Source organism: Sphingomonas baiyangensis (assembly GCF_005144715.1).
In the GTDB taxonomy this organism is placed as follows: Bacteria; Pseudomonadota; Alphaproteobacteria; order Sphingomonadales; family Sphingomonadaceae; genus Sphingomonas; species Sphingomonas baiyangensis.
Genome location: NZ_SWKR01000002.1, coordinates 784,363 through 799,572 on the forward strand (window position 1 = coordinate 784,363; position 15,210 = coordinate 799,572).

13 protein-coding genes are annotated in these 15,210 nt (G+C 67.0%); 11 read left to right on the forward strand and 2 right to left on the reverse strand.

All coding sequences use genetic code 11. The features are described from left to right. Positions 1-147 precede the first annotated feature (147 nt). Positions 148-2,544 carry an endopeptidase La gene (lon, locus tag FBR43_RS06925; RefSeq protein WP_136942466.1) on the reverse strand — a complete coding sequence of 799 codons (2,397 nt, stop codon included), beginning with the start codon at positions 2,542-2,544 and terminating at the stop codon, positions 148-150. Between lon and FBR43_RS06930 the strand changes: the two genes are divergently transcribed. Beyond that, a complete protein-coding gene (locus FBR43_RS06930) occupies positions 2,543-4,291 on the forward strand; it encodes a M1 family metallopeptidase (protein ID WP_249276487.1) in 1,749 nt (582 codons plus the stop codon). The genes lon and FBR43_RS06930 overlap by 2 nt on opposite strands. Here FBR43_RS06930 and FBR43_RS06935 read toward each other — a convergent pair. After that, a complete protein-coding gene (locus tag FBR43_RS06935; RefSeq protein WP_136942467.1) occupies positions 4,278-5,447 on the reverse strand; it encodes a pyridoxal phosphate-dependent aminotransferase in 1,170 nt (389 codons plus the stop codon). The genes FBR43_RS06930 and FBR43_RS06935 overlap by 14 nt on opposite strands. A gap of 96 nt (positions 5,448-5,543) precedes the next feature. Here FBR43_RS06935 and FBR43_RS06940 point away from each other — a divergent pair, with 96 nt between their 5' ends. From FBR43_RS06940 to FBR43_RS06985, 10 genes are all read left to right on the forward strand, one after another. After that, the gene (locus FBR43_RS06940) at positions 5,544-7,847 is read left to right on the forward strand and encodes a bifunctional salicylyl-CoA 5-hydroxylase/oxidoreductase (RefSeq protein WP_136942468.1); all 2,304 of its coding nucleotides are present in this window, start codon (positions 5,544-5,546) and stop codon (positions 7,845-7,847) included. Next, positions 7,844-8,605, forward strand: a complete 762-nt coding sequence (locus tag FBR43_RS06945) for an SDR family NAD(P)-dependent oxidoreductase (RefSeq protein ID WP_136942469.1) — start codon at positions 7,844-7,846, stop codon at positions 8,603-8,605. Before FBR43_RS06940 ends, FBR43_RS06945 begins: the two co-directional genes overlap by 4 nt. 91 nt (positions 8,606-8,696) lie before the next feature. Further along, entirely contained in the window at positions 8,697-9,506 is an 810-nt protein-coding gene (locus FBR43_RS06950; protein ID WP_136942470.1) for an enoyl-CoA hydratase family protein, read from the forward strand. Beyond that, positions 9,506-10,666, forward strand: a complete 1,161-nt coding sequence (locus tag FBR43_RS06955; RefSeq protein ID WP_136942471.1) for an acyl-CoA dehydrogenase family protein — start codon at positions 9,506-9,508, stop codon at positions 10,664-10,666. Before FBR43_RS06950 ends, FBR43_RS06955 begins: the two co-directional genes overlap by 1 nt. Then, positions 10,666-11,076 carry an acyl-CoA thioesterase gene (locus FBR43_RS06960; protein WP_136942472.1) on the forward strand — a complete coding sequence of 137 codons (411 nt, stop codon included), beginning with the start codon at positions 10,666-10,668 and terminating at the stop codon, positions 11,074-11,076. The genes FBR43_RS06955 and FBR43_RS06960 overlap by 1 nt, the downstream gene beginning before the upstream one ends. Further along, a complete protein-coding gene (locus FBR43_RS06965; protein ID WP_136942473.1) occupies positions 11,073-11,471 on the forward strand; it encodes a RidA family protein in 399 nt (132 codons plus the stop codon). The genes FBR43_RS06960 and FBR43_RS06965 overlap by 4 nt, the downstream gene beginning before the upstream one ends. Positions 11,472-11,481: 10 nt before the next feature. Continuing rightward, positions 11,482-12,657 carry an acyl-CoA dehydrogenase gene (locus FBR43_RS06970; protein WP_136942474.1) on the forward strand — a complete coding sequence of 392 codons (1,176 nt, stop codon included), beginning with the start codon at positions 11,482-11,484 and terminating at the stop codon, positions 12,655-12,657. 46 nt (positions 12,658-12,703) lie between these two features. Further along, on the forward strand, positions 12,704-13,465 hold the full coding sequence (locus FBR43_RS06975; RefSeq protein WP_136942475.1) for a class II aldolase/adducin family protein: 762 nt from the start codon (positions 12,704-12,706) through the stop codon (positions 13,463-13,465). Between the two features lie 12 nt (positions 13,466-13,477). Further along, a complete protein-coding gene (locus FBR43_RS06980) occupies positions 13,478-14,017 on the forward strand; it encodes a (2Fe-2S)-binding protein (RefSeq protein ID WP_136942476.1) in 540 nt (179 codons plus the stop codon). 110 nt (positions 14,018-14,127) lie between these two features. Then, complete coding sequence (locus FBR43_RS06985) at positions 14,128-15,165, forward strand: RcnB family protein (protein ID WP_136942477.1); 1,038 nt, start codon at positions 14,128-14,130, stop codon at positions 15,163-15,165. The last annotated feature ends 45 nt before the right edge of the window (positions 15,166-15,210 follow it).

The following is a 15,210-nucleotide window of genomic DNA, read 5'->3' on the forward strand; positions in this document are numbered from 1 at the left end:
GTGCGGCAGTAAGGCCGCTCGACGCCATCGAGTCAAAGAAATTTGGCTCTTTTTGCGGTCAAATGCCGAAAAAACAGCGGTCCGCAGCGGGTAAACCCCCGATGCGGACCGCAGCATCCCGTTTCGGGACGATCCGAGCCGGCCCGATCAGTGATGCATCGCTTCGGTCGCGGGCGGCACGCCGGGCGGCGGCTGCGCGGCGAGTTCGTCGGCGTCGCTCCAGTCGATCGCGACCAGCGGCTCGGTGAGCGCCAGACGCAGCACCTCGTCGACATGGCTGACGGGCACGATCTTCAGATTGTCGCGGATGACGGCAGGAATCTCGGCCAAGTCCTTCTCGTTCTCGGCCGGGATCAGCACCGTCTCGATGCCGCCGCGCAGTGCCGCCAGCAGCTTCTCCTTGAGCCCGCCGATCGGCAGCACGCGACCACGCAGCGTAACCTCGCCCGTCATCGCCACGTCCTTACGCACCGGCACGCCGGTAAGCGTCGAGACGATCGAGGTGACGAGGCCGATGCCCGCCGAAGGACCGTCCTTGGGCACCGCGCCTTCGGGCAGGTGGACGTGGACGTCCTTGCGCGCGAACAGGCTGGGGCGGATGCCGAAGGTAGGTGCGCGCGCCTTGACGAAGCTCATCGCGGCCTCGACGCTTTCCTTCATCACGTCGCCGAGCTTGCCCGTCGTCTTGATCGCGCCCTTGCCGGGCACCGTCACGCTCTCGATCGTGAGCAGCTCGCCGCCTACCTCGGTCCAGGCGAGGCCGGTGACGGCACCGATCTGGTGCTCCTCCTCGCCGATGCCGAAGCGGTATTTCCGCACGCCGGCGAATTCGTGCAGATTGTCGGGCGTCACCGTCACGCTCTCGGCCTTGCCTTCGAGGATGCGGCGCAGCGCCTTGCGCGCCAGCTTGGCGACCTCGCGCTCGAGCGTGCGCACGCCGGCCTCGCGCGTGTAATAGCGGATGAGATCACGCAGCGCAGCCTGCTCGAGCGTGAACTCGCCCTGCTTCAGGCCGTGCATCTCGATCTGCTTGGCGATCAGATGACCTTCGGCGATCGCAACCTTCTCGTCCTCGGTATAGCCTTCGAGCCGGATGATCTCCATGCGATCGAGCAGCGGCTGCGGGAGGTTTAGCGTGTTCGCGGTGGTGACGAACATGATGTCCGACAGGTCGATGTCGATCTCGAGATAATGGTCCTGAAACTTGCCGTTCTGCTCGGGATCAAGCACCTCGAGCAGGGCCGACGCCGGATCGCCGCGGAAATCCTGGCCGAGCTTGTCGATCTCGTCGAGCAGGAAAAGCGGATTGCTGGCCCCGGCCTTGCGCAGATTGGTGACGATCTTGCCCGGCAGCGAGCCGATATAGGTGCGCCGGTGCCCCCGGATCTCGGCCTCGTCGCGCACGCCGCCCAGCGACTGGCGGATAAACTCGCGACCCGTCGCCTTGGCGATAGACTTGCCGAGGCTCGTCTTGCCGACGCCCGGCGGGCCGACGAGGCACAGGATCGGCCCCTTGAGCTTGTTGGTGCGCGCCTGCACCGCGAGATACTCGACGATGCGGTCCTTGACCTTCTCCAGCCCGTAATGATCGGCGTCGAGCACCGCTTCGGCCTCGACCAGATCCTTCTTGAGCTTCGACTTCTTGCCCCAGGGCAGGCCCAAGAGCACATCGAGATAGTTGCGCACGACGGTCGCTTCAGCGCTCATCGGCGCCATCGTCTTAAGCTTCTTGAGCTCGGCGGTCGCCTTGGTGCGTGCTTCCTTCGAGAGCTTGAGCGTGGCGATCTTCTGCGTCAGCTCGGCGATCTCGTCGCCCTCGCCTTCCTCGTCCTCGTTGCCCAACTCGCGCTGGATCGCCTTCAGCTGCTCGTTGAGATAATATTCGCGCTGCGTCTTCTCCATCTGGCGCTTCACGCGGCTGCGAATCTTCTTCTCGACCTGCAACACGCCGAGTTCGCCCTCCATGAAGGCGAACACCATCTCGAGCCGCTTGCGCGGATCGGTCTCGACGAGCATCGCCTGCTTGTCGGCGACCTTAACCGCGATGTTGCCCGCCACCGCATCGGCAAGGCGCGAGGCATCCTCGAGCTCGCCGAGCTGCACCGCCGTCTCGGCGGGGAGCTTGCGGTTGAGCTTGGCGTAATTCTCGAACTGATCGACCACCGAGCGCATCAGCGCCGCGACTTCCTTGCCCTCGGCCGCGGTTTCCTCGACCGGCGAGACCTGCGCGACCAGATGGCCGTCGACGGCTTCAAGGGTATCGAGATTGGCGCGCACCTTGCCCGACACGAGCACGCGCACGGTGCCGTCGGGCAGCTTGAGCAACTGCATCACCTCGGCGGTGACGCCGGTATCGTACAGATCGTCGCGGCCGGGATCGTCCTGTGCGGGATCGAGCTGTGCGACGAGGAAAATCTCCTTGTCGTCGGCCATCGCGGCCTCGAGTGCGGCAACGGACTTGTCGCGGCCGACGAACAGCGGCACGATCATGTGCGGGAACACAACGATGTCGCGCAGCGGCAAAACGGGATAGCTGGACTTCATGAACACTCCGATGGCGCGCGATGGGCAGCGCCTTTGCAGCCTATATGGGGGGCGGGCGCAAGGCATCAATCGTCTGCTGGCAGCCGGCCTCGCCGCGTTCGCGCTCGCTGCCGCCGCACCCGATCCGGGCAAGCCGCCGCTCACCGGTCGCACGCCGCTCACCGGCGCCGCCGTCGCGCCCGAACAGGCGGCGGTGACGTTCGAAACTGCCGATCTGGCCTTCGAGCTGTTTCCCGATCGCGAGCAGATCGAGGCGCAGGCGACGCTGGTGTTCGCCGCCAAGGCGCCGGTCGCGCGGCTCGTGCTCGATCTCGATCGCAACCTGCCGGTGCGCGCCGTCACCATCGACGGAACGGCACTGTCCGCCGGCAGCTGGCGCAATCCCGACGGGCGACTTGTGATCGACCTTCCCCGCCCCCTTCGCGCGGGCGAGCAAGTGACAGCACGGCTCGCTTATGGCGGCACCCCGCATGTGGCGGTGCGTGCGCCCTGGGACGGCGGCTTCGTCTGGGCGAAGACCGACAGCGGCAAGCCCTGGATCGCGACCGCCGTGCAGGGCGAGGGCTGCGACCTGTTCTGGCCGTGTGTCGATTACCCGACCTACGAACCCAAGCGCGTCGACCTGCACATCACCGTGCCCGCCGGCCTTTCGGCGCCTTCGAACGGGAAACTGCTCGGCGTCGATCGCCTGCCCGACGGACGCAGCCGCTGGAACTGGTCGATCGCCAATCCCAACACCTATGCGATCGCGCTCACCGTCGGCCCCTATCGCGAGCTGAAGGCGGTGCATCGCAGCCGCTTCGGCAACGATATCCCAATGCATTTCTGGTATCTCGAGGGCAACGACGCCAAGGCGCGCCGGCTGTTCACCGAGTTCGCGCCGATCGTCGACTGGTTCGAGCGTACCATCGGCCCCTACCCGTTCGCGAACGAGAAGATGGGCGTGGTCGAGACGCCGCATCTGGGCATGGAGCACCAGACGATCAACGCCTATGGCAACGAGTACAAGCAGGGCCCCGAAGGGTTCGACTGGCTGCTGCACCACGAGTTCGCGCATGAATGGTTCGGCAACCAGATGTCGGTCTTCAACTGGGACGATTTCTGGCTGCACGAGGGCTATGGGCAATATATGCAGCCGCTCTACGGCCGCTCGCGCGAAGGCGACGGGCGCTATCTGGCGATGATGTTCGCCGAGCGATCGCGCTTCGCCAACAATCATCCGATCGTGTCGGGGCGCGCGCGCGCCGCCAATCTGGTGTCCGACGACGCGACCGGCCCCGGCGGCGACATCTATTTCAAGGCGGGCTGGATGCTGCACACGCTGCGCGGCCTGGTGGGCGATGATGCCTTCGCCGAGATCACTCGGCGCGCGGTCTATGGCCGGCCCGATCCCAAGCCCGGCAACTTCGCGCCGCGCTTCACCTCGACCGCAGAATACCGCCAGATTGCGGATCAGGTGAGCGGACGCGAGCTTGGCTGGTTCTTCGACGCCTATCTGGGCAATGCCGCGCTGCCCGAGCTGATCGAGCGCCGGCGCGGCGACACGCTGTCGCTCGAATGGCGCGTGGGCGGCGGCGCTGCGTTCCCGATGCCACTCGAGGTCTCGGTCGATGGTCGCATCGAGCGCGTGGCGATGACGGGCGGGCGCGGATCGCTGCGCGTGCCCGCCGGCGCCGAAGTGGTGGTCGACCCGATGGCGCGCGTGCTGCGGCGCCTTCCCGGCGAACGCCCGGCTAGAGCGCGTTGAAGAACGCGCCCAGCCGCTCCATCCCTTCGCGCAGCCGTGCTTCGGAGACCGAGCCGAAGCAGACGCGCAGATGCCCCTCGCCGCCCGCGCCGTAGAAGCTGCCCGCCTCGACCACGACGTGCGCGTCGTTGAGGATGCGCGTGGCCAGTTCCTGCGCCGCGACCCCCGTCGCGGAAATGTCGGGAAACGCGTAGATCGTGCCCTGCGGCTCGGGACAGGTGACGCCCGGCATCTGGTTCAGCGCCTGGACGACAATGTCGCGCTTGACGCGATCAGCCTCGACCATCGCCAGCATCGGCTCCTGCGGTCCGGTAACGGCGGCCATCGCGCCTTCCTGCACGAACACGTTGACGTGCGTCACATCAGTCATCGCGATGCGCAGGATCGCGGGCATCAGCGCGGCATCGGCAGTGAGATAGCCGATGCGCCAGCCATCCATCGAATAGGCCTTCGTGAAAGCGAAGCAGGTGATCGTGCGGGCGCGCATGCCCGGCAGTGCGGCGATGCTGAGATGCTCGGCGTTGCCATAGGTGATGTATTCATACACCTCGTCGGACAGCACGAGCAGGTCATGCTCGATCGCGATGTTGGCGACGATCTGCAATTCGGCGCGGCTGTAGACGCGGCCGGTGGGGTTGGCCGGATTGACGATGACGATCATGCGCGTGGCGGGCGTCAGCGCCGCCTCGATCGCCTCGCGCCGGATGGCGAAGCCGTCGTCCTTGTCGAGCGGTGCCGTCACCACGCGACCGCCGGCCATTTCGGTCTTGCCGATATGCTGCGGATAATAGGGGTCGAGCAGCAGCACCTCGTCGCCTGGATCGATCGCCGCCATGAACGCGGCGAACGAGGCGTGCGTCAGGCCGTTGGTGACGAGGATTTCGTCGACGCCGTAATCGAGCTTGTTGAAGTCGGCGAGCTTGGCGGCCAGCGCCTGACGGAACGCGAGCGTGCCGCGAAAATCGCCATAATGGACGATGCCGTCGTCGAGCGCCTTTTTCGTCGCCTCCTTGATGTGCGAAGGCGTGTCGGCATGGGGCCGGCCAAACTCAAGATGGATAAGGTCCGCGCCCTGTGCCTCGAGCGCCAGCGCCTGTTCGTACATGCCGAAGCTCTTCTTCGACGCCTGTGCAAGGCGTCTGGCAGGCCAGCGCATCCGCATTTCTCCTTCGCGACCGAGATACTTTATCCTTGAAACTTCTGCAAGCGGCGATAGGTTCGGAGCCGTCGACACCGCTGTTGGAACTCTGTGATGCGCATAGCCTGTCTGGGCGGCGGCCCTGCCGGATTGTATTTCGCGATATCGATGAAGCTGCGCAACCCGGACCATGCGGTCGATCTGTTCGAGCGCAACCGGCCCGACGATACGTTCGGCTGGGGCGTGGTGTTCTCCGACCAGACGGTCGAGAATCTGATGGCGAACGATCCCGTGAGCGGCGCCACGATCCGCGACGAGTTCGCGCATTGGGACGATATCGACGTGCATCTGCGCGGCGAGTGCATGCGCTCCTCGGGCCACGGCTTCATCGGCATCGGGCGCAAGCGGCTGCTGGCGATCCTGCAGCAGCGCGCGCGCGATTTGGGTGTGACGCTGCATTTCGAGCATGAGGCGTCGGCCGATCTCGCCGATTATGGCGACTATGACCTCGTTATCGCCGCCGACGGCGCCAACAGCCGCATGCGCAACGCCTATGCCGAGCATTTCGACGTCGACATCCAGACGCGGCGCAACAAGTTCTTCTGGTTCGGCACCTCGAAGATGTTCGAGGCATTCACCTTCGCCTTCGAGCAGACCGAAGCCGGCTGGGTATGGGCACACGCCTATCGCTTCGCCGACGACTGCTCGACCTTCATCGTCGAGATGGCGCCCGAAACCTGGGCGGGTCTTGGACTCGACGCGATGGACCAGCCCGAAGCGATCGCGCTGTGCGAGCGCATCTTCGCGAAATATCTTGACGGCAATCCGCTGATGTCGAACGCGACGCACCTGCCCGGCCCGCAGGCTTGGCTCAACTTCCGCCGCATCGTCTGCGGGCAATGGTGGCACGACAAGCTCATCCTGCTGGGCGACGCCGCGCACACCGCGCATTTCTCGATCGGCTCGGGCACCAAGCTGGCGTTGGAGGATGCAATCAAGCTGGCCGAGGTGCTCAACCGCCCCGGCCTCGACCGCGCGACCGCGCTCCAGGAATATCAGGACGAGCGCAATCTGGAAGTGCTCAAGATCCAGAACAGCGCGCGCAACTCGACCGAGTGGTTCGAGACGCTCGATCGCTATCTGCCGTTCGAGCCGATCCAGTTCGCCTATTCGCTGCTCACCCGATCGCAGCGCGTCAGCCACGAGAATCTGCGGCTGCGCGACCGGGCATGGCTCGAAGGAGTCGAGCGCTGGTTTCATTCGCGGGCGACGGGCACACTCGCCAACGACCCCGCGCCGCCGATGTTCGCGCCCTATCGGCTGCGCGGCCTGACGCTCGCCAACCGCATCGTCATGTCGCCGATGGCCACCTACAAGGCGAAGGACGGGACGCCGGGCGACTTCCACTTCGTTCATTACGGCGCGCGCGCTGAAGGCGGCGCGGGGCTAATCTATACCGAGATGACCTGCGTATCGCCCGAGGGCCGCATCACGCCGGGCTGTCCCGGCATGTACGCGCCCGAGCATGTCGCGGCGTGGCGGCGCATCGTCGATTTCGTGCATGCCGAAAGCGCCGCGAAGATCTGTCTCCAGCTCGGCCATTCGGGCGCCAAGGGTTCGACGCGCATCGGCTGGGAAGGCATGGACGCGCCGCTCGAGCACGATAACTGGCCGCTGATGGCCGCCGCCGACGTGCCGTGGAGCGCCGCCAACCAACGCCCCGTCCCGATGACGCGCGCCGACATGGACGCGGTGCGCGACCAGTTCGTGAGCGCTACCTACATGGCGATCGCTGCGGGGTTCGACATGGTCGAGCTGCATGCCGCGCACGGCTATCTGCTTTCGGGCTTCATCACCCCGCTCCAGAACAAGCGGACAGACGAATATGGCGGCAGCCTCGAGAACCGGCTGCGCTTCCCCCTCGGGGTGTTCCGCGCCATGCGCGCCGTCTGGCCCGACGACAAGCCGATGGCGGTGCGCATCTCGGCGACCGACTGGATGGCCGATGCCGGCGTGACGCCCGACGAGGCCGTGGCGATCGCCCGCGCCTTCGTCGACGCCGGCGCCGACCTGATCGACGTGTCGGCAGGCCAGACCTGGGCCGAGGCCAAGCCCGTCTATGGCCGCATGTTCCAGACGCCGTTCGCCGATCGCATCCGCAACGAAGGTGGCGTCGCGACGATGGCGGTGGGCAACATTTTCGAGCCCGATCACGCCAACTCGATCCTTGCAGCCGGCCGCGCCGATCTGGTGGCGGTCGGTCGCCCGCACCTGATCGATCCGATGTGGACGCTGCGCGCCGCCGCGCAGGCCGAATATCGCGGCGTCGCGGTGCCGCGTCCGTACGAGGCAGGCATGGTGCAGCTCGCGCGCAACCTGAAGCGCGCGGCCGAGCAGGAAGCGGCGCTGCGGGCATGAGGCTCGGCAGCCATCATGCGCTGGTGACGGGTGGCGGATCGGGCATCGGCGCCACCGTCGCCCGTGCGCTGGCGGCCGAGGGCGCGAGCGTCACGATCGTCGGGCGGCGACGCGAGGCGCTGGAAAGCGTGGCAGACGGCATCGCGGGCGCCGCGGTCGCCGTCGCCGACGTGACTGACCGCGCGGCGGTCGACGCCGCGTTCGATACGGCACGCGCGGCGCATGGTCCGGTCACGATCCTCGTCAACAATGCCGGCGTCGCGCCCTCCGCGCCGTTCGCGCGCACCACGATCGACCAGTGGCGCGCGGCGATGGCGATCAATGCCGATGCGGTGTTCCATTGCTGCCAGGCGGCGCTCCCCGATCTGCGCGCCGCGCCCGCTGGGCGCATCGTGACGATCGCCTCGACCGCCGGGCTCAAGGGCTATGCCTACACCGCCGCCTATGTCGCATCGAAGCATGCCGCGATCGGGCTGACGCGTGCGCTCGCGATCGAACTCGCGCAGACGGGCGTGACGGTGAATGCCGTGTGCCCCGGTTTCACCGACACGCAGATCGTCGACGATGCCGTCGAGAACATCCGCGCGCGTACGGGCCGCACGCCGCGCGAGGCGCGCGAGGAGCTTGCGCGCTTCAATCCGCAGCGCCGGCTCGTCGCGCCCGAGGAAGTCGCCGAGGCGGTAGTGTGGTTGTGCATGCCGGGCAGTGCCGCGATCACCGGCCAGGCGATCGCAGTAGCTGGCGGCGAGGTGATGTGATGCGCCATCCGGACGGCGGACCGAACACTGGAGCATTGACGCCGGCGGTTGCGACTGCGCGATATACCATATCGACGGGCAAGGAGAGGACATGAATCCGGCAGACTTCGCGCCCGAGCATTTTGGCTGGGCGTTCGCGGACGGCGTCGCCACCATCACGCTGAACCGCCCCGACCGCAAGAACCCGCTGACGTTTGAAAGCTATGCCGAGTTGCGCGATGCGTTCCGGGCGCTCGTCTATGCGCGCGAGGTGAAGGTGGTCATCGTCACCGGCGCGGGCGGCAATTTCTCCTCGGGCGGCGATGTGCACGAGATCATCGGGCCGCTGACCGAAATGGCGATGCCCGAACTGCTCGCCTTCACGCGGATGACGGGCGATCTGGTCAAGGCGATGCGTGCCTGCCCGCAGCCGATCGTCGCCGCGATCGACGGCGTGTGCGTGGGTGCCGGCGCGATCATGGCGATGGCGAGCGACCTGCGCCTCGCGACGCCTGCGGCCAAGACCGCGTTCCTGTTCACGCGCGTCGGCCTCGCGGGCTGCGACATGGGCGCGTGCGCGATGCTGCCGCGCATCATCGGCCAAGGCCGCGCCGCCGAGCTGCTCTACACCGGCCGCGTGATGACCGCCGAGGAAGGCGAGCGCTGGGGGTTCCACAATCGCCTTGTCGCTGCCGAGGCGCTTATGAGCGAAGCGCAAGCCCTTGCCGCCGAGCTCGCCGCCGGCCCGACCTTCGCGCACGGCATCACCAAGACGCAGCTTTCGACTGAATGGGCCGTCAGCATCGAGACGGCGATCGAGATGGAAGCACAGGCGCAGGCGATCTGCATGGCGACCAACGATTTTCGCCGCGCGTTCGAGGCATTCGCTGCCAAGCGCCGCCCGGTGTTCGAGGGCGATTGATGGCCGATCGCAGCTTTCTCGACTGGCCGTTCCTCGACGATCATCACCGCGCGCTGTCGGCGCGCCTCGAGGCGTGGTGCTCGGCCAATCTCGACGACGCGCATCCGGATGACGTCGATGCCGAATGCCGCCGGTTGGTGCGCGCGCTCGGCGATGGCGGCTGGCTGCGATACTGCGTGCCCGCGCGCTGGGGCGGCGTGCATGAGGCGCTCGACGTGCGTTCGCTGTCGCTGATCCGCGAAACGCTGGCGCGCCATTCGGGGCTCGCCGATTTCGCGTTCGCGATGCAGGGGCTGGGATCGGGCACGATCAGCCTGTTCGGCACCGACGAGCAATGCGCGCGCTATCTGCCGGCGATCTCGCGTGGCGAGCGGATCGCGGCTTTCGCGCTGACCGAGCCGGGCTCGGGTTCGGACGTCGCGGCGATGACCACTACGGCAGTCCGCGCGGGCAATGGCTGGAGGATCGAAGGCGCCAAGACCTATATTTCGAACGGCGGCATCGCCGATCAATATGTGCTGTTCGCGCGCACCGGCGAGGCAGCCGGTGCCAAGGGCATCTCGGCCTTCATCGTCGATGCCGATGCGCCGGGCCTGTCGATCGCCGAACGCATTGCGGTGATCGCGCCGCACCCGCTCGCCACGCTGGCGTTCGACGACTGCCGCGTGCCCGCCGACGCGCTGCTAGGCGAGCCGGGACGCGGCTTCGCGCAGGCGATGGCGACGCTCGACATCTTCCGCACCACCGTCGGCGCCGCAGCCCTCGGCTTCGCGCGCCGCGCGCTCGACGAGGCGACCGCGCGCGCGAAAGCGCGCAGCCTGGGCGACGGCTCGCTTGCCGACAATCCGGTGACGCAATCGAAGCTCGCCGAGATGGTGCTCGATACCGATACTGCCGCGTTGCTCATCTACCGCGCCGGCTGGCTGCGCGACGTGATGGGCCAGCGCAATAGCCGCGAGGCGGCGCTCGCCAAGCTGCACGCGACCGACGGCGCGCAGCGTGTGATCGACAAGGCGGTGCAGATGTTCGGTGGCGACGGCGTGCGCGTAGGGATGGCGGTGGAAGCGCTGTACCGCGAAGTGCGCGCGCTGCGCATCTACGAAGGCGCGTCGGAAGTGCAGAAGATCGTCATCGCGCGGCAGCATCTGGCAGGTCGCTGATGCTGCGCTTTCAATATCCGTTGCGCTTCGCGCACTGCGATTCGGCGGGCATCGCCTATTATCCGCGGCTATTCGAACTGACCGACGCAGCGATCGAGGACTGGACGCCCGCCGTCCTCGGCTTCGATCGCCGCACCATGCATCAGTCGAGGGGGCTGGGCCTGCCGACCGTCGATCTTCACGCCGATTTCACAGCCCCTGCGCGGCTGGGCGAGCTGCTAAGCTTTGACGTAGCGCTTCGGCGCGTGGGCGGCAGCTCGATCGACCTCTCCGTCGAAGTCCAGTGCGAGGGCGCGCCTCGGTTCGCGGTGCGGCTTACGCAGGTGCTGATGGACCTTGCAGGCGCCGTACCCGTGGCCTGGCCCGACGATCTGCGCGCCCGCCTCATGAACGCCAAGGAACCCGAATGACCAACCAGACCCTGCTTCCCCCCGGCTGGAAACGCCCCAAGGGCTATGCCAACGGCATCGCGGCACGCGGGACGATGGTGTTCACTGCCGGTGTCGTCGGCTGGGACGGCAACGAGCAGTTCGCCGAGGGCGGCATCGCCGCGCAGTTCCGCCAAATCCTCCACAACACGCTGGCCATCCTCGCCGAAGCGGGCGCGCGCGCCGAGCATATCGTGCGGATGACGTGGTATGTCACCGACCGCGATGCCTATGTCGCCGCACTCGGCGAGATCGGCGCGGCCTATCGCGAATTGATCGGCCGCCATTATCCCGCCATGGCAGTGGTCGAAGTCGCCGCGCTGGTGGAACGCGAGGCGCTGATCGAGATCGAGACCATCGCCGTGGTCCCCGACTGAGGAATTGACGATGCAGAAGTTCGACTGGGCCGATCCCCTGCTGCTCGACGACCAGCTGACCGACGACGAGCGCATGATCCGCGACACCGCGCGCGACTATGCGCAGGAAAAGCTGCTACCGCGCGTGACGCAGGCGTTTCTCGACGAGCATACCGATCCCGCCATCTTCACCGAGATGGGCGGGCTTGGGCTGCTTGGCCCGACGGTCGATCCCGAATATGGCGGCGCGGGCGCTTCCTATGTCGCCTATGGCCTTGTCGCGCGCGAGGTCGAGCGCGTCGATTCGGGCTATCGCTCGATGATGAGCGTGCAGTCGAGCCTCGTCATGTACCCCATCTTCGCGTTCGGCAGCGAGGAACAGAAGCGCCGCTATCTGCCGAAACTGGCCACGGGCGAGGCGATCGGCTGCTTTGGCCTGACCGAGCCCGATGCCGGCTCCGATCCCGGCGGGATGCGCACGCGCGCGGTCGAGACCAATGGCGGCTATCGCCTCAACGGCACCAAGACGTGGATTTCGAGCTCGCCGATCGCCGACGTGTTCGTCGTCTGGGCGAAGTCCGACGCGCATGACGGCCGGATCCGCGGCTTCGTGCTCGAAAAGGGCATGAAGGGGCTTTCGGCACCCAAGATCGAGGGCAAACTCTCGCTGCGCGCGTCGATCACCGGCGGCATCGTGATGGAGGATGTCGAGGTCGGCGAGGATGCGCTGCTGCCCGATGTCGAGGGGCTGAAGGGGCCGTTCTCGTGCCTCAACCGCGCGCGCTACGGCATTTCCTGGGGATCGATGGGTGCGGCCGAGGCGTGCTTTCATGCCGCGCGGCAATATGGCCTCGATCGGCACCAGTTCGGCACCCCGCTTGCGGGGCGGCAACTGTACCAGAAGAAGCTGGCCGACATGGAAACCGAGATTGCGCTGGGGTTGCAGGCGTCGCTGCGCGTCGGCCGGCTGATGGACGACCACCGTTTCGCGCCCGAGATGATCTCGATCGTCAAGCGCAACAATGTCGGCAAGGCGCTCGACATCGCGCGGATGGCGCGCGACATGCACGGCGGCAACGGCATCGCGGCAGAATATCACGTGCTGCGCCACGCACTGAACCTCGAAACGGTGAACACTTATGAAGGCGCGCACGACGTCCACGCGCTGATCCTCGGCCGCGCGATCACGGGGATCGCCGCCTTTTAGTGGCCGCGGTTTTGCTCTAGCGTCTCTCCGCTACAGGAGAGACGCCATGGCCACCGCCGCCCTCACCCGCCCCACCATGTCCGAAGCCGAATGGGAAGCGCGCCAGCAGCTTGCCGCCTGCTACCGCGTGTTCGATCATCTCGGCTGGTCGGAGATGATCTACAACCACATCACGCTGAAAGTGCCGGGCGAGGAAGGCGCGTTCCTCATCAACCCCTTCGGCCTGCATTTCAGCGAGGTGAAGGCGTCGAACCTCGTCAAGATCGATATCGACGGCAACAAGCTCGACGATTCGCCCTATCCGGTCAACCGCGCGGGCTTTGTCCAGCACGCGCTGTTCCACCGCCACCTGCCCGACGCGCACTGCATCATGCACACGCACACCACCGCCGGCATGGCGGTAAGCTCGGTCGAGGGCGGGCTCAGGCCGACCAATTTCTATGCCTGCAATTTCGCCGGGCAGATCGCCTATCACGACTTCGAGGGCGTGACGGTGCGCGACGAGGAAGGCGAGCGCCTGCTTGCCAATCTGGGCGACAAACGCGTGATGCTGCTGCGCAATCACGGCATCCTCGTGATGGGCAAGACTTTGCCCGAGGCGTTCATCAAGCACTGGTCGCTGCAACGCGCCTGCGAGATCCAGGTCGCGACGCTCGGCATGGGCGAGCCGCTGCTGGTCGCCGACGAGGTGGTGGCGGTGCATCAGCGCGACCTGCACATGGCGCAGGTGCCGGGCGGTGCGGGTGCCGCCGACTTCGCCGCGATGGTGCGGCTGGTCGATCGCACCGACAAGAGCTGGCGCGACTGATCCGCCACGCCGATGACCGCGCTCACCGTCAACAACGAGCCCGTGCAATATGCGATGGACCCGGCGACGCCGCTGGTGTTCGCGCTGCGCGACGCATCGAACCTCACCGGCACCAAATATGGCTGCGGCACGGGGGAATGCGGCGCGTGCACCGTTGATATCGACGGGCGCGCGGTCGCCGCGTGCCAGATCACGCTGGCGGCGTGCGAGGGCACGTTCGTCACGACGATCGAAGGACTGTCGCGCGATCGGGGGCATGCGGTGCAGCAAGCGATCATCGCCTCGAACGTCTCGCAATGCGGCTTCTGCATCCCCGGCATCGTGATGAGCGCGGCAGCGCTGCTGCGCGATGATCGCGATCCGGACGAGGAGGCGATCGTCGCTGCGATCGACCATCTCTGCCGCTGCGGGATACAGCCACGGCTGATTGACGCCATCCGGCAGGCGGCGCGGATCGAGCGCGGCGACGAACAGATCACGCCGCCTGCGAGCCCCGATATCGAACCGGGCGACGCTGCGCGGACGGTGCCGGCGCTGACGCCTGCCGACTGAAAGCTTGCGCATGGCTTTCACCGCAATTCAGCCACCGCTCATCCTGGCTGGCATAGAAGGGCTGCATCGTCGCAGCCGATCGGGCACGCGACCAGCGAAGGACAGTTTCCATGCGGAACAAATGGATCATCGCGCTCGCGGCCGCATCGGCACTCGTGCCGGCCGCCGCCATCGCGCAGGACGGTCGCCGCGGCGAAGGCCACCAGCAGCAGCGGATCGAGCGCCAGGCGGCGCGGCAGGCGGCACCGATGCGTCAGCAGCGCGCCGAGCGCCAGGCGATGCGCCAGGCCGACCCAGCGCGCCGGCAACAGCGCGCCGAGCGTCAGGCTGCGCGCCAGGCGTTGCCCCGCGAAGTGCGCCAGGAGCGCCGCGCGGCACGGCAGGCCGATCCGTCGGCGTTCCGCCAGCAGCGCCAGGCCGAGCGCGCGGTGCGCATGGCGCAGCCGGGCGCTGCCCGCGATTTCGCACGCGACCGGCGCGACTTCGCGCGCGACCGTCAGGCGTTCCGCACCGATCGCCGTGACGACCGGCAGGATTTCCGCCGCGAGCGTCGCGACGACCGGCAGGCGTTCCGCAACGGCGAGGTCAACCGGCAGCAGTTCCTGCGCGACCGTGCACAGGATCGCCGCGTATTCGACCGCGAGCGTCAGGCCGATCGCCGCGATTTCCGCGACGACCGCCGCGACTTCCGGCAGGATCGCCGCGACTTCCGCCAGGACCGGCGCTTCGCGGGCGATCGCGGTGGCTGGAACGACGATCGGCGCTGGTATGGCGATCGCGACTGGAACGGCAACCGCGGCTGGAACGACGGGCGCGGCTGGAACGGCAATCGCGGCGGCTGGGATCGCGGCTGGCGGCAGGATCGCCGCTATGACTGGCGCGGTTTCCGCCAGGCCAATCGCGCAGCGTTCCGCCTGCCGCGTTACTATCCACCGCGTGGCTATAATTACGGCTATCAGCGCTTCGGCATCGGCCTGACGCTGGGATCGATGCTCTACACCCAGAACTTCTGGATCAACGATCCCTGGGCCTATCGTCTGCCGCCGATCGACGGGCCGTTCCGCTGGATCCGCTATTATAACGACGCGCTGCTCGTCGATATCGAAACGGGCGAAGTGATCGACGTCGAGTACGACATCTTCTGGTGAGCCGACGCGGCAGGATCGGGGGCGGGCAGCGATGCACCGCCCCCT